This is a genomic window from Streptococcus sp. V869 (assembly GCF_054353515.1).
The window spans coordinates 47,584-65,192 of the sequence record NZ_JBTHHW010000004.1 but is presented as its reverse complement, the minus strand read 5'-3'; the positions used below and the strand labels follow the sequence as shown (position 1 = coordinate 65,192).

General features: G+C 39.6%; 17 protein-coding genes and 8 tRNA genes. 23 read left to right on the top strand and 2 right to left on the bottom strand.

Annotation, left to right across the window (positions count from 1 at the left end; all coding sequences use genetic code 11):
• Positions 1–64 precede the first annotated feature (64 nt).
• From ACXYSN_RS08240 to ACXYSN_RS08150, 19 genes are all read left to right on the top strand, one after another.
• A tRNA-Asp gene (locus ACXYSN_RS08240) sits at positions 65–137 on the top strand.
• An 18-nt stretch (positions 138–155) separates the two neighbouring features.
• A tRNA-Lys gene (locus ACXYSN_RS08235) sits at positions 156–228 on the top strand.
• Positions 229–233: 5 nt separating this feature from the next.
• Positions 234–315, top strand: a tRNA-Leu gene (locus ACXYSN_RS08230).
• A 12-nt stretch (positions 316–327) separates the two neighbouring features.
• Positions 328–400, top strand: a tRNA-Thr gene (locus ACXYSN_RS08225).
• A 27-nt stretch (positions 401–427) separates the two neighbouring features.
• A tRNA-Gly gene (locus ACXYSN_RS08220) sits at positions 428–499 on the top strand.
• Between the two features lie 7 nt (positions 500–506).
• Positions 507–592 (top strand) — tRNA-Leu (locus ACXYSN_RS08215).
• An 11-nt stretch (positions 593–603) separates the two neighbouring features.
• Positions 604–677, top strand: a tRNA-Arg gene (locus ACXYSN_RS08210).
• A 14-nt stretch (positions 678–691) separates the two neighbouring features.
• Positions 692–765: transfer RNA gene (locus ACXYSN_RS08205), tRNA-Pro, on the top strand.
• 191 nt (positions 766–956) lie between these two features.
• A complete protein-coding gene (locus ACXYSN_RS08200; RefSeq protein ID WP_458636720.1) occupies positions 957–2,231 on the top strand; it encodes a glycosyltransferase in 1,275 nt (424 codons plus the stop codon).
• Complete coding sequence (locus tag ACXYSN_RS08195; protein ID WP_458636719.1) at positions 2,228–3,208, top strand: NAD-dependent epimerase/dehydratase family protein; 981 nt, start codon at positions 2,228–2,230, stop codon at positions 3,206–3,208. The genes ACXYSN_RS08200 and ACXYSN_RS08195 overlap by 4 nt, the downstream gene beginning before the upstream one ends.
• Complete coding sequence (locus ACXYSN_RS08190) at positions 3,183–3,998, top strand: MBL fold metallo-hydrolase (RefSeq protein ID WP_458636718.1); 816 nt, start codon at positions 3,183–3,185, stop codon at positions 3,996–3,998. The genes ACXYSN_RS08195 and ACXYSN_RS08190 overlap by 26 nt, the downstream gene beginning before the upstream one ends.
• Complete coding sequence (locus ACXYSN_RS08185) at positions 3,976–5,238, top strand: F390 synthetase-related protein (protein WP_458636717.1); 1,263 nt, start codon at positions 3,976–3,978, stop codon at positions 5,236–5,238. Before ACXYSN_RS08190 ends, ACXYSN_RS08185 begins: the two co-directional genes overlap by 23 nt.
• Before the next feature lie 14 nt (positions 5,239–5,252).
• Complete coding sequence (locus ACXYSN_RS08180) at positions 5,253–6,197, top strand: 3-oxoacyl-[acyl-carrier-protein] synthase III C-terminal domain-containing protein (protein ID WP_458636716.1); 945 nt, start codon at positions 5,253–5,255, stop codon at positions 6,195–6,197.
• A gap of 171 nt (positions 6,198–6,368) precedes the next feature.
• Complete coding sequence (cls, locus tag ACXYSN_RS08175; protein ID WP_458636715.1) at positions 6,369–7,901, top strand: cardiolipin synthase; 1,533 nt, start codon at positions 6,369–6,371, stop codon at positions 7,899–7,901.
• 252 nt (positions 7,902–8,153) lie between these two features.
• Positions 8,154–8,444, top strand: a complete 291-nt coding sequence (locus ACXYSN_RS08170) for a thiamine-binding protein (protein WP_458636714.1) — start codon at positions 8,154–8,156, stop codon at positions 8,442–8,444.
• Positions 8,407–9,165 (top strand): ABC transporter permease, encoded by a 759-nt coding sequence (locus tag ACXYSN_RS08165; protein ID WP_458636713.1) that lies wholly within the window; start codon positions 8,407–8,409, stop codon positions 9,163–9,165. The genes ACXYSN_RS08170 and ACXYSN_RS08165 overlap by 38 nt, the downstream gene beginning before the upstream one ends.
• A gap of 37 nt (positions 9,166–9,202) precedes the next feature.
• Positions 9,203–10,210 carry an ABC transporter substrate-binding protein gene (locus tag ACXYSN_RS08160; RefSeq protein ID WP_458636712.1) on the top strand — a complete coding sequence of 336 codons (1,008 nt, stop codon included), beginning with the start codon at positions 9,203–9,205 and terminating at the stop codon, positions 10,208–10,210.
• Complete coding sequence (locus tag ACXYSN_RS08155; RefSeq protein ID WP_458636711.1) at positions 10,210–10,938, top strand: ABC transporter ATP-binding protein; 729 nt, start codon at positions 10,210–10,212, stop codon at positions 10,936–10,938. The genes ACXYSN_RS08160 and ACXYSN_RS08155 overlap by 1 nt, the downstream gene beginning before the upstream one ends.
• A gap of 364 nt (positions 10,939–11,302) precedes the next feature.
• Positions 11,303–11,596: a DUF7675 family protein gene (locus ACXYSN_RS08150; RefSeq protein ID WP_458636710.1), complete on the top strand. Its 294-nt coding sequence runs from the start codon at positions 11,303–11,305 to the stop codon at positions 11,594–11,596.
• Between the two features lie 124 nt (positions 11,597–11,720).
• Here ACXYSN_RS08150 and ACXYSN_RS08145 read toward each other — a convergent pair whose 3' ends face one another.
• Positions 11,721–12,281, bottom strand: a complete 561-nt coding sequence (locus ACXYSN_RS08145; protein WP_458636709.1) for a DUF4190 domain-containing protein — start codon at positions 12,279–12,281, stop codon at positions 11,721–11,723.
• Between the two features lie 270 nt (positions 12,282–12,551).
• On the opposite strand from ACXYSN_RS08145, the gene ACXYSN_RS08140 reads away from it, so the two are divergent.
• The 3 genes from ACXYSN_RS08140 (at position 12,552) to ACXYSN_RS08130 (ending at position 16,296) form a co-directional block, all read left to right on the top strand.
• Positions 12,552–13,010, top strand: a complete 459-nt coding sequence (locus ACXYSN_RS08140) for a CtsR family transcriptional regulator (protein WP_458636708.1) — start codon at positions 12,552–12,554, stop codon at positions 13,008–13,010.
• A gap of 6 nt (positions 13,011–13,016) precedes the next feature.
• Entirely contained in the window at positions 13,017–15,449 is a 2,433-nt protein-coding gene (locus ACXYSN_RS08135; protein ID WP_458636707.1) for an ATP-dependent Clp protease ATP-binding subunit, read from the top strand.
• Positions 15,450–15,522: 73 nt separating this feature from the next.
• Positions 15,523–16,296: an NUDIX domain-containing protein gene (locus tag ACXYSN_RS08130; protein WP_458636706.1), complete on the top strand. Its 774-nt coding sequence runs from the start codon at positions 15,523–15,525 to the stop codon at positions 16,294–16,296.
• A gap of 36 nt (positions 16,297–16,332) precedes the next feature.
• On the opposite strand, the gene ACXYSN_RS08125 is transcribed toward ACXYSN_RS08130, so the two are convergent.
• A complete protein-coding gene (locus tag ACXYSN_RS08125; RefSeq protein WP_458636705.1) occupies positions 16,333–16,563 on the bottom strand; it encodes a hypothetical protein in 231 nt (76 codons plus the stop codon).
• Positions 16,564–16,842: 279 nt separating this feature from the next.
• On the opposite strand from ACXYSN_RS08125, the gene ACXYSN_RS08120 reads away from it, so the two are divergent.
• On the top strand, positions 16,843–17,529 hold the full coding sequence (locus ACXYSN_RS08120; protein WP_458636704.1) for a hypothetical protein: 687 nt from the start codon (positions 16,843–16,845) through the stop codon (positions 17,527–17,529).
• The last annotated feature ends 80 nt before the right edge of the window (positions 17,530–17,609 follow it).

Here is a 17,609-nt window from a genome sequence, read left to right as displayed (position 1 = left end):
TCAGCTGGGAGAGCATCTGCCTTACAAGCAGAGGGTCAGCGGTTCGATCCCGTTAACTCCCATAGGTCCCGTAGTGTAGCGGTTATCACGTCGCCCTGTCACGGCGAAGATCGCGGGTTCGATTCCCGTCGGGACCGTAATAACGAAAGTTATTTGACTCGTTAGCTCAGTTGGTAGAGCAATTGACTTTTAATCAATGGGTCACTGGTTCGAGCCCAGTACGGGTCATATTTGCGGGTTTGGCGGAATTGGCAGACGCACCAGATTTAGGATCTGGCGCTTAACGGCGTGGGGGTTCAAGTCCCTTAACCCGCATAATAGAAATCAGCCGGCTTAGCTCAGTTGGTAGAGCATCTGATTTGTAATCAGAGGGTCGCGTGTTCAAGTCATGTAGCCGGCATTTTTTTTAGGTTAAAGCAGAGTCGATGCGAACGTAGTTCAGTGGTAGAACACCACCTTGCCAAGGTGGGGGTCGCGGGTTCGAATCCCGTCGTTCGCTTAGAGAGGCCGGGGTGGCGGAACTGGCAGACGCACAGGACTTAAAATCCTGCGATTGGTAACGATCGTACCGGTTCGATTCCGGTCCTCGGCATATAATGATGAGCACCCTTAGCTCAACTGGATAGAGTACCTGACTACGAATCAGGCGGTTAGAGGTTCGACTCCTCTAGGGTGCATTAACAATTTAATTCGGGAAGTAGCTCAGCTTGGTAGAGTACTTGGTTTGGGACCAAGGTGTCGCAGGTTCGAATCCTGTCTTCCCGATTGGTCAATACTTAAATTGAGGCAGTTGCCTTTTTTTATTTCTTAAATTTAAATTTATTAAACTTATTTCCTGTGAATTTACATCACATTTTCTTTTATGTTTTATTATATTTTCATTTCAAAGACTAATAATTAAGCAAAGAATTATCTTATTGATAGTTCTTTTTTTTATTTTTTGGTATTCTAGACATATGAAAAGTATCAAAATTGATGTTGTGGTTGTCCCTTTAAGTGGCCATCTTTATCCAACAATGAATCTCTTAGCACCTTTGCTTAATAATCCTCAGTATGAAATTCGTTTATTTACAGGTCCTCAGAAGAAAGCTGTGGCTGAAGCAGCTGGTTTTAATGTTGTTACTATACTTGAAGGTCATATTGAGGAGTTTGAGAAGGTAGCAAATAATGATGAGCAGTTAGGAATTTTAACAGCCTATCAACAACTTTCTGCTAGTTTGGATTTAATTAATTTAGTTTCAGATCAATTGTCGGAAGAATGGCGAGAGAATCGTCCTGATATTGTTATTGCTGATTTTATAACCTTATCTGGTGGTCTTATAGCTAATCAACTTGGTATTCCTTGGATAACTACCATGGCTACACAATTTGTTTTAGAAACGACTGATGGTCCACCGTGTTTAATCGGTGGAATGGGAAGTCCTAAGAATGGCTGGGACGCTTCAATACAATATGTCGGGAGAAAAGCAACCCGTTTAGTTAAACGTATTGTATCTTTTTTATTGCGTGATCGTTTAAAGAGATATGATTTTAAATTATATAATCAACTTGATCAAGAGACCATATATTCTCCATATTCAATTCTTGGTATTGGAATGAAAGAAGTGGAGTTAAAAAAAGGATTTCCAAAACATTACAAGTGGGTGGGGCCTTCAGGAGCTTCAGTAGAGGCTGGAAAGGATTATCCGTTAGATTTATCAATTTTTCCTAATCAAAAGAAAGTCTTGGTGACTTGTGGTACGCAACTTGCTTGGGCTAAAGAAAATCTTATCTATCAAGCTAAGCAACTTGCTAAAGCTCATCCAGACTGTTATTTTTTTGTGACACGAGGTGTGGGTGGAGAAGTTTTTCAATGTGAGAACCTTATGGAAAACCTTTCTGTAGTTTCCTATCTCCCTTATAAGGAATACATTCCTCAGATGGATTATGTCATTCATCATGGAGGAGCTGGTATTTTTTATCAATGTATCATTTACGGAAAACCAGCCTTAATCCTTCCTCATGACTATGATCAATTTGACTATGCAGTTCGGGGCGTAGAAGCAGGAGTTGCACTGTCTGCTAACAAAGAGGATACGAGAGCGATTGGACAAGCTTTTGATAATCTATTGGCTAAAGAAGATTGGTCCGAATTAGAGACTTTATGCCAAGCTGCGCAGTCTTATCATCCGACTGAAATATTAGAAAGTGAAATCCATCGCCTGCTAGCGGATAAGGAGAAAGAAAAATGAAAACAGTTTTAGTAACTGGAGCGACAGGTTTCTTGGGTAAATATGTCATAGAAGAATTAGCCGAGCATGGTTATCAGGTTCGAGCTTTTGGTAGAAACAGTAAGGTTGGTCGCTCTTTAGAGAATTCTTCGGTTAGTTTTTTTAAGGGTGATTTGACCAAAGCTGATGATGTGCTAGAGGCTTGCAAGGGGATGGATCTGGTCGTTCATGCGGGAGCTCTGTCAACAGTTTGGGGGCCTTGGAAAGATTTTTATCAGGCTAATGTTTTAGGAACCAAATATGTTCTCGAGGCATGTCGTCAAACAGATATTCAACGTTTAGTCTATGTATCCTCACCAAGCGTCTATGCTGCTCCTAAGGATCAGTTGGCTATCAAAGAAAGTGATGCTCCGGAGGAAAATAATCTCAATAATTATATCCGTAGCAAATTGGCTTCAGAGAAGCTCTTTAAAGATTATCCAGATGTTCCGAGTATTATCTTAAGACCTCGGGGGCTATTTGGAATTGGAGATACCAGCATTTTGCCACGAGTGATTAATCTGAGTCAAAAAATTGGCATTCCTTTGATTGAGGATGGGCGTCAGCTCATGGATATGACTTGTGTGGAAAATGTTGCTCTGGCAATACGGTTAGCCTTAGAAGCTCCAGAAGCCAAAGGTGAGGTTTATAATATTACTAATGGTGAACCGAGGGCTTTTAGAGATTTGCTAGAGGAAAGTTTGACAGGTTTGGGTTATCCAATCAAATATAGAAAAATTCCAGCATCTCTCATATCAGGAATTGCAAGTAGTTTAGAATTTCTATACAAGACCTTGAACCTTAAAGGGGAGCCACCTCTAACTCGATATACCTATTACTTACTTCGCTATAGTCAAACGCTGGATATTAGCAAGGCTGAGAGGGAATTGGGGTATTGTCCGAAAATTAGTATTTCAGAAGGGATTGAACAATATGTCCAAGATTATCGAAAGCATTGAGTATTTCCCAGCGGGATATTGTACGAGTTATGCCGGTTTGCTCTTTAAAGGTGTCAAGAATAGAAAGATGACTTTCCCAGCAGGCGTCTTTTTGATCAAACATAGGGATAAGGGCTATGTACTTTATGATACTGGCTATCACTACGATATTAAGACGAAACTTCGTTATGCTTTTTACCGTTTGGGGACGCCCGTTCAAATGACAGAGCAGGATCAGATTTCGCATTTGCTGAAGGCTAAAGGAATCAAGCCAGAAGAAATCAAGTATGTCCTACTGTCTCATCTACATCCAGATCATTTGGGAGGGGCTAGCTTCTTTCCGAATGCAAGCTTTATTCTAACCCAGGAAGTATATGATGTTTACAAGAAACCCAAACTAAAAGATTTAATTTTTAAAGAATTTTTGCCGAGTGACTTCGAGGAAAGATTGACAGTTATCAAGGCAGATCAGCAAAACTCCAACTTTAATTACCGTCCTACCTATGATTTGTTTGGAGATGGTAGTATCTTCGTTGCTTCTATTGATGGGCATGCTAAGGGCCAAGCTTGCCTCTTTATGCCAGATTATCATCTCTTTATTGCAGCAGACCTTTGTTGGGGAATTGACCTTTTACCCTATACGAAAAAGATGCATCTGATTCCTTCCTTGGTGCAAGATAGTAAGGCTGACTATATCAAAGGAACAGAGTTGCTGGAAGAGGTGTTGAATGATGGTATAGAAGTGCTTGTCAGCCATGACCCTATAGAAAGGATTGAGCGGATTTTGTATGAAAAAAATAACCTTTCTTAAAACTTTTATCCAGACTCGTTGGCTTCATAATTTTAAGTCTCGAGAAGCCTTAGAAAGCTATCAGAAAAAGCAACTAGATGCCTATATGGAATTTCTAAAACGTAAATCACCTTATTTTAAAAATGGTGTGCCTCACGACTTTGACCATATGGATAAAGCTTTTATGATGATGCATTTCAATGAACTTAATACTCAAGGAGTGGATCGAGACGAGGCCTTAGCTTTGGCTATCGAAAGTGAAAAGACTCGAAATTTTACAGAACTCAAAGGAGAAATAGCTGTTGGGCTGTCTTCTGGAACATCTGGACACCGGGGACTTTTTATCACGACTGAAAAAGAACGAAGTATGTGGGCGGCGGCTATCTTGGCAAAGATGTTGCCCAAAGGTCACCTTTTTGGACATCGTATAGCTTTTTTCCTGAGAGCAGATAATGAGCTGTATCAGACCATCAATACGGCGCTCATTCGTTTAGAATACTTTGATATTTTCAAGAATACAGATGAGCATATCGAGCGCCTCAACAATTATCAACCGACCATCGTGGTGGCGCCTGCTTCTATGTTGATTGAATTGAGCAAGCGTCTAAAAGCTGGGGAGTTAGTCATTCACCCACAAAAAATCGTTTCGGTGGCTGAAATCTTGGAAGATAGTGACAGAGAACGGATTTCTGCGGCTTTTGCACTACCAGTTATTGACCAAGTCTATCAAGCAACAGAAGGTTTTCTAGCTTGTACTTGTTCGGCTGGGAATCTGCATCTTAATGAAGATATCATCTTTGTGGAAAAGCACTACTTGGATGATCGACGTTTTTATCCAGTCATTACTGATTTTAAGCGGAGCAGTCAGCCTGTTTATCGCTATCAGCTTAACGATATCTTGGTTGAAAATCCTGAACCTTGTTCATGTGGGTCTTATTATACAAGGATTGATAAGGTTGAAGGGCGTTCTGATGATATCTTCTACTTTGAAGGACTGGATGGAGGTCAGGTAACGATTTATCCAGACTTTATCAGGCGTTGCATTCTCTTTGTGGAGAATGTTGGAGATTATCAAGTTAAACAACATTCTGAGGAGTTAGTGGAGGTTTGTTTGAGTCGAAGGGATGAGCAATTGGAAACAGCAATTACAGAGCAGTTCAAACTCCTGGCTCAACAAAAAGAGTTTAAAGCACCTGAAATTCGATTTTCAGATTATCACTGGGATACAAGTCGTAAGCTCAAGCGTATCCAACGTTTATGAAAGGACAAAAGATTATGACAGAAGTAAAAAGACATGTAGAAATTGCAGGCTATGGAGTTTGCCTCCCAAAAAACACAGTGCAATTTAAAGACCAAACGCGTTATCGTGTCGTAGAAAATGAAGAAACACAGCTAGATTTGGCAGAAGCAGCTATCCAAGCTGCGCTTGAAAATGCAAACTTAAGTATTAAAGACATTGATTGCCTTGTATCAGCTAGTGCGGTTGGTGTTCAACCTATTCCGTGTACAGCTGCTTTGATTCATGAGCGCGTGGCAAAAGGACTTTCTATTCCAGCTATGGATATCAATACGACTTGTACAAGTTTTATCTCTGCTCTATCAACGATGTCACATTTGATTGAAGCAGGAGAATATCATCGTGTTTTGATTGTTTCCAGTGAAGTCGGTAGCTTAGGTCTCAATCCAAAGCAAAAAGAAAGTTATGAACTCTTTGGTGATGGGGCCGCAGCCTTTATTTTCCAAGTAAGTAACAGGGATAAGGGAGTGATAGCAAGCCTTCAATGTACTTGGTCGGAGGGAGCTCACGATACTGAAATCCGTGGAGGTTTGACTTCATATCAACCAAAAGAGTACTCTGAAGAAACGAAGACCAATTTCATGTTTGATATGAAAGGGAAGAAAATCCTCTTGCTTTCTGCTCGTGTCATTCCAGAAATGTTCCAAGAATTCCAAGAGAAATCTGGTATTTCTAAAGATGCTGTAGACTATATTATTCCACACCAAGCTAGCCGAGCATTACCACTTGTTATGGATAAACTAGGAGTTAGCAAAGACAAGTATCTCAATATTGTCAGTGAGTATGGGAATATGGTTTCCGTTGCGGTACCTTTTGGATTGGCCTATGCACTAGATCATGGCTATGTGAAGGAAGGAGATACCATCTTCTTGATGGGAACTGCAGCTGGTATGACGGTTAATATGTTGGCTTTGAAATTGTAAAATAAGAGCAGGCACCTATAAGTGGCCTGCTTTTTAAATTAGTTTTAAACGTAGAACTATCGGCCTATACAGAAAAAGCTTGCTAACTTTTATGAAACTAAGTATACTAGAATGTAACAAGCGTTTTCAGACAGTATATTAGGGAGTATACTTAGAAATTGAGAGGAAGATATGGGAATCAGAAAATTTCGATTATTGATGTCCAAGTATGGCTTTAGTATTGCGATAATTCTGGTAGAATTATTTGTTATTTTTGGCATTATTCTTTACATGAGCCAGATTGCACCAATTATTTGGGTGACTCTTGTATTTTTTATCAGCGTAGCAACCGTTATAGCGATTGTCAATCGTTCCATGTCGCCAGAGAGCAAGGTGACTTGGTTGATTGTGACCTTTGTGCCTGTGTTTGGTCCATTACTTTATATCATGTTTGGTGAGCGCCGACTATCAAAAAAAGAGCTGAAACAACTCAGAGAATTGCGTTCGATTACTTTACAAGAGAAGCATGAAGATAGTCTTCATCAGAACCTACAAGAAACAGATAAATCTGCCTACGGGATTATCAACGCTTTGCTACATATGGATAGCAATGCAGAAGTCTATGAGCATACAGATTCACAATTTTTCGCAGATGGAGAAGAAATGTGGAAGCAGATGCTGGAGGATCTAAAAAGAGCTAAAAAATTTATTTTTCTAGAATACTATATTGTCGAAGAGGGGTTGATGTGGGACAGTATGCTTGAGATTCTGGAAGAAAAGGCAGCTCAAGGAGTTGAGGTCAAGATGCTCTATGACGATATTGGTTGCATGGTAACTTTGCCAGGAGATTACACAGTTCATTTGCGTTCTAAAGGAATCGATGCTCATAAGTTTAATAAGGTGATTCCTCGTATGACCGTGGCCTACAACAACCGTGACCACCGTAAAATCTTGGTCATTGATGGGCAGATTTCCTATACTGGAGGAATCAACCTTGCAGATGAATACATCAATCAGATTGAACGTTTTGGACACTGGAAAGATAGTGGGATTCGCATAGATGGTCCTGCGACTCAAGCCTTTACCAGACTATTTCTCATGAACTGGTATATCAACCGTGGAGAAATCAGTGACTTTGATCAGTATCATTTGGAAAATCAGACACGAACAGGTAGCGGTCTTTGTATCCCATATGGTAGCGGACCAAAACCAATCTACCAGATGAAGGTGGGTAAAATTGTCTATCAAAACCTGATTAATCAAGCGGAAGATTTTGTCTATATCACAACGCCTTATCTCATTATTGATTATGATTTGACAGAGGATATCAAAAATGCAGCTATGCGAGGCGTAGATGTACGAATTGTAACTCCATATATACCGGATAAAAAGCTCATCCAGTTGGTAACTCGAGGATCTTATCCAGACCTCTTGTCTGCTGGTGTACGTATTTTTGAGTATACTCCTGGTTTTATCCATAGTAAGCAAATGATTGTCGATGATCGATTTGCAGCTGTCGGAACCATAAATCTAGACTATCGTAGCTTGGTTCATCATTATGAAAATGCGGTTTTATTATATGAAACACCGTCTATTGCAGCTATTCGTAAAGACTTTGAAGAGATTTTTGAAGTGTCGCAAGAAATCTTCTCAGATACCATAAATCCAACATGGTATCAAATGATGATCAAAGAAATTACACAGTTATTTGCACCTATGCTTTAATAGAAAGAGACGGTTTTTCGTCTCTTTTTCTGTAAGCAGTTTCCTTGACATCTTATTTATTTTTCGTTATCATATGTCCATATAATATATGGGAGTCTGTGTACAGTCTGAGAGGAAGTGTTAAACTTCGACCGCACCTGATCTGGGTAATGCCAGCGTAGGGAACGATACTTAGCCGAATTTTGCACCTTTTTCATATATGAAAAAGGTTTTTCTTTTTGTTAAAAGAAAACCTGAGAAGAGGAGGTTTTTATGAAAGCAAGCATTGCCTTGCAAGTTTTACCCTTATCACAAGGAATTGATCGAATAGCAGTGATTGATCAGGTAATAGCTTATCTACAAGCTCAATCAGTGACGATGGTCGTAACGCCTTTTGAAACAGTCTTAGAGGGAGAGTTTGATGAACTGATGCGCATTCTCAAAGAAGCGCTAGAGGTAGCAGGTAAAGGGGCAGACAATGTTTTTGCCAATGTGAAAATAAATGTAGGAGAGATTTTAAGCATCGATGAGAAACTTGAAAAGTATCATGAGACGGCATATTAGTCTGCTAGGATTTTTGGGTGTCTTATTTCTTTGGCAGGTAGCGGGTTTGTTAAAACTCTTACCAAAGTTTATCTTGCCGACACCACTTGAAATCCTTCAGTCTTTTGTTCGTGACAGAGAATTTCTCTGGTACCACAGCTGGGCAACCTTGAGAGTAGCCTTATTAGGTTTGGTCTTGGGTGTCTTGATAGCCTGTATCCTGGCCGTCCTTATGGATAGTCTGGGCTGGTTAAATGACCTGATTTACCCAATGATGGTGGTTGTCCAGACCATTCCGACCATTGCTATAGCACCTATCCTGGTTTTATGGTTGGGTTATGGAATTTTGCCCAAGATTGTCTTGATTATCTTGACGACAACTTTCCCGATCATCGTCAGTATTTTAGATGGTTTCAGGCATTGTGATAAGGATATGCTGACCTTGTTTAGTCTGATGCGAGCCAATCCTTGGCAAATCCTTTGGCACTTTAAAATCCCTGTCAGCCTGCCCTACTTTTATGCAGGACTGAGGGTCAGTGTCTCCTACGCCTTTATCACAACAGTGGTATCTGAGTGGTTGGGAGGCTTTGAAGGACTAGGTGTTTACATGATTCAGTCTAAAAAACTGTTTCAGTATGATACCATGTTTGCGATTATTATTCTGGTGTCGATTATCAGCCTTTTGGGTATGAAGTTGGTCGATATTAGTGAAAAATATGTGATTAAATGGAAACGTGCTTAAAATAGAGCGTTTTGGAAAAAGAAAAGAGGAAATAAAAATGAAGAAAACATGGAAAGTGTTTTTAACGATTGTAACAGCACTTGTGGCTGTCGTGCTTGTGGCTTGTGGGCAAGGAACTGCTTCTAAGGATAACAAAGAAGCAGAACTTAAGAAGATTGACTTTATCCTAGACTGGGCACCAAATACCAACCATACAGGGCTTTATGTAGCCAAAGAAAAAGGTTACTTCAAGGAAGCTGGAGTGGATGTTGACTTGAAATTGCCACCAGAAGAAAGTTCATCAGATTTAGTAATCAATGGAAAGGCACCGTTTGCTATCTATTTCCAAGACTATATGGCTAAGAAATTGGAAAAAGGAGCAGGTATTACTGCCGTTGCAGCGATTGTAGAACACAACACATCAGGAATTATCTCTCGTAAGTCTGATAATATCAATAGTCCTAAAGACTTAGTCGGAAAGAAATACGGAACCTGGAATGATCCAACTGAGCTTGCTATGTTGAAAACCTTAGTAGAATCTCAGGGTGGAGACTTTGAGAAGGTCGAAAAAGTACCAAATAACGACTCAAACTCAATTACACCGATTGCCAATGGCGTTTTTGATGCTGCTTGGATTTACTACGGTTGGGATGGAATCCTTGCTAAATCGCAAGGTGTGGATGCCAACTTTATGTACTTGAAAGATTATGTCAAGGAGTTTGACTACTACTCACCAGTTATCATCGCAAACAACGACTATCTGAAAGATAACAAAGAAGAAGCTCGCAAAGTCATCCAAGCCATCAAAAAAGGCTACCAATATGCCATGGAGCACCCAGAAGAAGCAGCCGATATCCTCATCAAGAATGCACCTGAACTCAAGGATAAACGTGACTTTGTTATCGAATCTCAGAAATACTTGTCAAAAGAATACGCAAGCGACAAGGACAAATGGGGACAATTTGATGCTGACCGCTGGAATGCCTTCTACAAATGGGATAAGGAAAATGGAATCCTCAAGGAAGACTTGACTGATAAAGGATTTACCAACGAATTTGTAAAATAATGACAGAAATTAGACTAGAACACGTAAGCTATGCCTACGATGATGAAAAGATTTTAGAGGATATTAACCTGCAAGTGACTTCAGGTGAAGTGGTCTCTATCCTAGGCCCCAGTGGTGTAGGAAAGACCACTCTCTTTAACCTGATTGCAGGGATTTTAGAAGTACAATCAGGGCGAATCATTCTTGACGGAGAGGAAAATCCCAAGGGGCGCGTGAGTTATATGCTACAAAAGGATCTGCTCTTGGAACACAAGACTGTGCTAGGCAATGTTATCCTGCCCCTCTTGATTCAAAAGGTGGATAAGGCAGAAGCTATTGCCAAAGCGGATGAAATCCTTGCTACCTTTCAGTTGACAGCCGTACGGGATAAGTATCCTCATGAACTCAGTGGTGGGATGCGCCAGCGTGTGGCTTTGCTCCGAACCTACCTTTTCGGGCATAAACTCTTTCTTCTAGACGAGGCCTTCAGTGCCTTAGACGAGATGACTAAGATGGAGCTTCATGCCTGGTATCTTGATATTCATAAACAGCTAGGTCTGACGACACTCATCATTACGCATAGTATTGAGGAGGCCCTCAATCTCAGTGATCGCATCTACATCCTAAAAAATCAGCCGGGCCAGATTGTATCTGAAATTAAACTAGATTGGTCTGAAGGCGAAGACAAGGAAGTTCAAAAAATTGCCTATAAACGGCAAATTTTAGCCGAATTGGGTTTAAATAATTAGAAACATAGAGAGTGGGTGAAGTTTAACCTTTACCAGCTCTTTTTTATCTATAAATGGGAATTTTGATAGATAAAAAGTGATATAATTGAGGTATGGTGTTGTGATGATAAAATAAGAAATTAAAAAGTATTTAGATACAGATTTTGAATTTAATGTAAATGGCTGAGGTGCTTGTTTTTTATCGAGTATATGTGTCGTTGGTTATGATTATGAAGGTCAGCAGTTTGATACAATTGATGAAGCTATGGAAGCTAAAGTTTTTGATGGAAAAAGTTTAGTGGATATATGGGATGAAGTTTTTCTACAAGTATCATAAAATAAAAATATGGACACATTCTTGCAATAGATGATAGAAAGTGATTAAATGATGTTAAATAATGAACTAAACGACTACAACAAACAAGACTCATCCGATGAAATAGATGAACCCATTTTTTCGGAGTCTAATCTTGAAGGGTACAGTGATTTTTACAAAGATAGTGAAGAGGAAGAAGTTTGGTGGATTGATAAAATAGGTGTTATAGGAGAGATTCTGTTCAGCTTTGATAAGAAAAAAATTTATAACCTTTTTCTTGACTATCCTCACAATATGACTGAAGAAGAGGTTAAAATTTTTGATAGCGAGAATCCGTTTTGGACTGACTTTTTCTCTCGGTGATAGAATATGAACTATAGTAGAAAAAACTGTGAACAATTCACACTACAAAAAACTTCGGTATACCATTAATGATACCGAAGTTTTATTTTTAGATGTTTAATATTCACGTCTGTAGATCAATGCTTTATTCTAATCCCATCGATACTTTAGAGATGAGCAAGTAAGAACCATCCTCTTGTTTGTCAAATGTCAGAGTAACAGACTGGATATTATTACCTGTTGATACATAAGAAATGACTTTGTTTTCGCGGTCCTTTTTCTTGGTTGTGCTTTCTTTTGATGGTTTTCCGTGCTCTTTGATAACATCTTCATAGTTGGTACCACCAGCACCTTGCTTCAGAATATCTCCTTGTTTGAGAGCATCGAATTGTGCTTTTGTCCATGTAAATTCTTCATCTGATTGATTAGTAGACACGGCATTTTGAGTAGCATTCTTTTGGATTTGATTATAGATAACTTGACTACCTACAGCAAAAACAATAGATGCTACAGAAAGAATAGTACCAATAATAGCTAATACTTTTTTATTTTTACGGTTTATGCATAATCCTACAATACCTAGGATAAGTGCAAGGATGGCGATTAAGAATGAAATTTGATTGATACCAGGAATCCAAGAACCAAGGAGTGCAATAGCTCCTAAAACAATAGCTAGGATACCAAAAATTTTATTTTCTTGTTTCATAGCGAAACCTTTCTCAGCTTTTATTGTGAATCAGAATTTGCACATGTTTGATACTCGTTAACATACTTTCAAAGGATTTGAAAGCTAGCTGTAACTTCTTTATTATAACATAAATGTAGAATAGAAAATAAAATAAAGCAAAGTTTGCTAACGGTAGCTATTTTTAAAAGTCAGTATTTTCAAGGCTTGAGCTCTAAAAATTTGACTTATAGAGTCTTAAATGATAGTATAGTCAAAGATAGTCAAAGTTTAAGAAGGAGGTAGCAAGCTATGAAATTTAAAAATACATCGGATCATATTGAAGCCTATATCAAGGCAATTTTAGAACAATCTGGTATCGTAGAATTGCAACGAAGTCAGCTAGCGGATACCTTTCAAGTCGTACCTAGCCAGATTAACTATGTAATTAAAACTCGTTTTACAGAAAGTAGAGGATACCTGGTTGAGAGTAAGCGAGGAGGTGGCGGTTATATTCGGATCGGTCGAATTGAATTCTCCAACCACCATGAAATGCTCCGCGATTTATTGTATTCAGTAGGTGAAGAAGTCAGCCAAGTCATCTTTGAAGATGTTTTAAAACTTTTACTTGAACAAGAACTCTTGACTCGTCAGGAGATGAATCTGTTAGTTGCAACGACCTCAGATCGTGTTTTGGGCGAGGAAGCTGATTATATTCGTGCCAATATGCTTCGTCAGATATTGCATGAAGTAGATAGAAAAGGAAAATAAAATTACATGAAATATTCAAAAGCATTGAGAGAATGTATAGACAGTGCCTTTCTAGTGGCGAGTCGCTTTGGAGCAGACTACCTGGAGTCTTGGCACCTACTGATTGCTATGGCTAATCATAGCTACAGTGTTGCTGGAGCAACTTTGAACGAGTTCCCGTATGAGATTGATCGTTTAGAGGAGGTCGCTGTTGAATTAACAGAGGCCAACTATAGCCACAAGGAAGATTATCAGGAACTCCCTTTTTCTTATCGTTTAAACGTCTTGATGTTGGAGGCGGAACATGTTGCCTCCGTTGTACATGCAAAAGCATTGGGGACTGAGCACCTTCTCTACGCAACCTTGCATGATGGTAATGCTTTAGCTACTCGCATTTTGGAAAAAGCAGGTTTTTCTTATGAAGACCAGAAGGACCAAGTCAAAATTGCTGGACTTCGTCGTAGTCTTGAAGCGCGTGCCGGTTGGACAAAAGAAGATTTGAAGGCTCTACGTCAGCGCCATCGCTCAGTAACAGATAAGCAAAATTCGATGGCCAATATGATGGGTATGCCTCAAACTCCAAGTGGTGGTTTGGAAGATTACACTCACGATCTTACAGAGCAAGCTCGTTCAGGCAAATTGGAGCCAGTTATCGGGCGTGACCAAGAAATCTCTCGTATGATTCAAATCTTGAGTCGAAAAACAAAAAACAATCCAGTCCTAGTTGGAGATGCGGGTGTCGGTAAAACAGCACTGGCACTTGGCCTTGCACAACGTATTGCTAACGGAGATGTGCCAGCTGAAATAACTAAGATGCGTGTCCTAGAGCTAGATTTGATGAATGTTGTTGCGGGAACCCGTTTCCGTGGTGACTTTGAAGAACGTATGAACAATATCATCAAAGATATTGAAGAAGATGGCAAGGTCATCCTCTTTATCGATGAGCTTCATACTATTATGGGTTCAGGAAGTGGGATTGATTCGACCTTGGATGCGGCCAATATCCTGAAACCTGCCTTGGCACGTGGAACTCTGAGAACTGTCGGAGCGACTACTCAGGAAGAATACCAAAAACACATCGAAAAAGACGCAGCCCTGTCTCGTCGCTTTGCTAAAGTGATGATTGAGGAGCCAAGTGTAGCTGATAGTATGGCTATCTTACAGGGCTTGAAGGCAACTTATGAGAAGCACCACCATGTCCAAATTACAGACGATGCTGTCGAAACAGCTGTTAAGATGGCGCATCGCTATTTGACAAGCCGTCACTTGCCAGACTCAGCGATTGATCTTTTGGATGAAGCAGCGGCGACAGTTCAAAATAAATCAAAACATGCAAAAAAAGATGAGTCAGGTTTAACACCAGCTGACAAGGCCTTGATGGATGGCAAATGGAAACAAGCAGCGCAACTCATCTCAAAAGAGCAGGAAGCCCCTGTTTATAAAGATGTAGTAAAAGAATCTGATATTTTGACAACCTTAAGTCGCTTGTCAGGTATTCCAGTTCAAAAATTGACGCAAACAGATGCCAAAAAATATCTCAATCTTGAAGCCGAACTGCATAAACGTGTGATCGGGCAGGAACAAGCGGTATCTAGCATCAGTCGTGCCATTCGTCGTAACCAATCGGGTATCCGCAATAACAAACGTCCAATTGGATCCTTTATGTTCCTTGGACCAACAGGTGTCGGTAAGACCGAATTAGCCAAGGCTTTGGCAGAAGTCCTCTTTGATGACGAGTCTGCCCTTATCCGCTTAGACATGAGTGAGTACATGGAGAAATTTGCGGCCAGTCGCCTCAATGGAGCTCCTCCAGGTTATGTAGGTTACGAAGAAGGTGGAGAGTTGACCGAGAAGGTTCGTAACAAACCATACTCAGTCTTGCTCTTTGACGAGATAGAAAAGGCTCATCCAGACATCTTTAACGTTCTCTTACAAGTCTTGGATGACGGTGTCTTGACGGACAGTAAGGGACGCAAGGTTGATTTTTCAAATACCATCATTATCATGACATCAAACCTTGGTGCAACAGCTCTTCGTGATGACAAGACAGTCGGTTTTGGAGCTAAGGATATTCGTTTTGACCAGGAAAATATGGAAAAACGGATGTTTGAAGAGTTGAAAAAAACTTACCGCCCAGAGTTTATCAACCGTATTGATGAAAAAGTGGTCTTCCATAGCTTGTCAAGTCAAGATATGCAAGAAGTGGTTAAGATTATGGTCAAACCATTGATTGCAAGCCTGGCAGAAAAAGGAATTGACTTGAAACTCCAAGCATCTGCCCTTAAGCTTCTAGCTCAGAAGGGATATGACCCAGAGATGGGAGCTCGCCCACTGCGCAGAACTCTGCAAACAGAAGTAGAAGACAAACTAGCAGAGCTCCTTCTTACAGGTGAACTGAAAGAAGGTAAGACACTTAAAATTGGTGTCAAAGCAGGTCAATTGAAATTCGACATTGTATAAAACAAGAACTATGAATCAATAATTTGTAGATCCGCCCTCTTTATTGCCATCAAAAGCAGAAAGGAAGTAGAAGATGATGAATCAGACAATTCCAACCGGGATGACAGAAAAAGAGTACTTTGAAGTTCACGCTAGTCAAGCTGAATTTTTAGACTGGTACCACAAGCAAGCACTCCCTCAGTATGAAAAACCAAGCGTGACTGTGGATATGGTGGCCTATTGCTTTGTAGAAGGGAAAATGAAACTATTTTTGATTCGTCGGAAGGCACACCCTTTTCAAAATTGTTTAGCGTTAGTTGGTGGATTTATGGATAAAGGGGAAGATGCTGCCCATGCTTGTCAACGTGAGGTAAAAGAAGAAATTAATCTTGAACTTCCACTGGAAAAGATTGAACAACTTGTGACAGTATCTACTCCTGGTCGTGATCCCAGGGGTTGGACAGTTACCATTGCCCACTTGGTTTACCTACCTAGTCGAGCTCTTGACTTAGTCCAGGCAGGAGATGATGCAAAAGAAGTCGTTCTTGTAGATGTTGATTTTCACACAGGCAAGTGTTACTTGGATGGCAAAGAACTTGACGAGAAGGACTTTGCATTTGACCACTTATCCATTATTCAAACCTCCATCAAGAAAATTAAAAAAGCTATCGACTATGACCCTCGTTTCCTTTATCTACTAGAGGATGAGTTCACAGTGGATGATGGGTTAGCCCTCATTGAGACTCTATGCCCAGGCAAATCATGTACGAGTGATAGTTTCTTATCGAAATATGGTCATAGCTTAGAGGAAGTTGGTTTTAAACGGATTCCTCAAAAGGAAGTTATCACTATTTATCGATTAAAATAAAAAAGTGAGGTCGGGATTTTCCCGACCTCTTTTTGTTTAAGGATGTTTATCTTTATTAGAATTGCTCATGATTCGAATGAATAAATCTTTGTATTTATATTTTAAATAATGTTCGTGTAAATACAATAAAGCCACGTAGACAATCATGAAAATGGCAGTTAGGTAGAACAAATCAAATGTTGTTTGAGCGTAATGAGTAGCACCCCCATAAGAAACGAAAGCAGCTAAAATCAACCAAGGAAGATATTTGTAATATTTGCTTGACATAAACCTATACCTCCAATATCCTATTTCAATTTTATTATAGCCCTTCAAGAAAAAAATGCAAGCGATTACACTTTTAAAACATAGCATTTCAGTAGAAAGAATCTTCTTTTTTGAATTCTTTACGAATAGTAGAGATAGGAGGGGTGAAAGCAAACAAAAAGTATCAATAAATTTGCTAAAAAACTTATATAAATAGTTGACAAAAACCAGTACAAATATTGCAATAATATTACAGAAATATTACACAACATTTTAAAAGGATTACAGGAGGCAAATATTATGAAAACAAAACAATCCATTCGTTTACTAGCAGTTGCCGTATTGGCTTCGACTTTGCTTTTAGGAGCATGCGGAAATAAAAAAGAGGAAGCTAAAAATGACAATGCTAACAAGACAACACAAGCATCTTCTAGTTCTAAGGCAAGTTCTTCAAGTAAAGATAACAAGACTCAGAAGTCATCAACTACATCAGAAAACACTAAGTCGTCATCTTCTGATCAGTCAAGGTCTACTGCTAATCAATCGCAAGCAACAACAGCGCCAGAAACAAAGCAGAATCAAAAATCTTCTGCTAAGCAGACGACTTCTCAAACCCCATCAAATCAAGAAGGAACACAAGCAAAATCGAATCAGTCAACTTATGATCCAACAACTGATCGCAAACTTCAAGACAAGCAGGCAGAATATAACAAACGTTATAAAGGAGTCTTGACTATGGTGGATAAAGATTTTTCGGCTGCAGCTGGAAATTGGAAGGGCGCTAATGGTGAAACTATCACTGTTTCATCAGGTGGCCAATTTACAGTAGAATCTGCTGATGGTAAGAAAGAAAACTATTCTATCCAAAGCTATTCTTATACTCTTGATGATGGGAAATACAATGCTGAAGTAGGTGGAGGAAAAGTTATCCAAATTACAACAGGGGCAGATGGTACGGTATCTAGTGTTGTTCTGATTCAACCATAAAAAGCTGTCTCAAATCTTGTCTAGACTTAGATTTATAAAAGAGTAGTTCAACTGTTTTTCACTTAATTTCTCTAATAGAA

Bases quoted from the DNA above. Each gene is read 5' to 3' on its own strand.
- ACXYSN_RS08135 (WP_458636707.1), top strand. From the start codon at position 13,017: ATGAAATATTCAAAAGCATTGAGAGAATGTATAGACAGTGCCTTTCTA.
- ACXYSN_RS08165 (WP_458636713.1), top strand. From the start codon at position 8,407: ATGAGAAACTTGAAAAGTATCATGAGACGGCATATTAGTCTGCTAGGA.
- ACXYSN_RS08155 (WP_458636711.1), top strand. From the start codon at position 10,210: ATGACAGAAATTAGACTAGAACACGTAAGCTATGCCTACGATGATGAA.
- ACXYSN_RS08190 (WP_458636718.1), top strand. From the start codon at position 3,183: ATGTCCAAGATTATCGAAAGCATTGAGTATTTCCCAGCGGGATATTGT.
- cls (WP_458636715.1), top strand. From the start codon at position 6,369: ATGGGAATCAGAAAATTTCGATTATTGATGTCCAAGTATGGCTTTAGT.
- ACXYSN_RS08125 (WP_458636705.1), bottom strand. From the start codon at position 16,563: ATGTCAAGCAAATATTACAAATATCTTCCTTGGTTGATTTTAGCTGCT.
- ACXYSN_RS08145 (WP_458636709.1), bottom strand. From the start codon at position 12,281: ATGAAACAAGAAAATAAAATTTTTGGTATCCTAGCTATTGTTTTAGGA.
- ACXYSN_RS08120 (WP_458636704.1), top strand. From the start codon at position 16,843: ATGAAAACAAAACAATCCATTCGTTTACTAGCAGTTGCCGTATTGGCT.
- ACXYSN_RS08180 (WP_458636716.1), top strand. From the start codon at position 5,253: ATGACAGAAGTAAAAAGACATGTAGAAATTGCAGGCTATGGAGTTTGC.
- ACXYSN_RS08130 (WP_458636706.1), top strand. From the start codon at position 15,523: ATGATGAATCAGACAATTCCAACCGGGATGACAGAAAAAGAGTACTTT.
- ACXYSN_RS08150 (WP_458636710.1), top strand. From the start codon at position 11,303: ATGATGTTAAATAATGAACTAAACGACTACAACAAACAAGACTCATCC.
- ACXYSN_RS08185 (WP_458636717.1), top strand. From the start codon at position 3,976: ATGAAAAAAATAACCTTTCTTAAAACTTTTATCCAGACTCGTTGGCTT.
- ACXYSN_RS08195 (WP_458636719.1), top strand. From the start codon at position 2,228: ATGAAAACAGTTTTAGTAACTGGAGCGACAGGTTTCTTGGGTAAATAT.
- ACXYSN_RS08140 (WP_458636708.1), top strand. From the start codon at position 12,552: ATGAAATTTAAAAATACATCGGATCATATTGAAGCCTATATCAAGGCA.
- ACXYSN_RS08170 (WP_458636714.1), top strand. From the start codon at position 8,154: ATGAAAGCAAGCATTGCCTTGCAAGTTTTACCCTTATCACAAGGAATT.
- ACXYSN_RS08200 (WP_458636720.1), top strand. From the start codon at position 957: ATGAAAAGTATCAAAATTGATGTTGTGGTTGTCCCTTTAAGTGGCCAT.
- ACXYSN_RS08160 (WP_458636712.1), top strand. From the start codon at position 9,203: ATGAAGAAAACATGGAAAGTGTTTTTAACGATTGTAACAGCACTTGTG.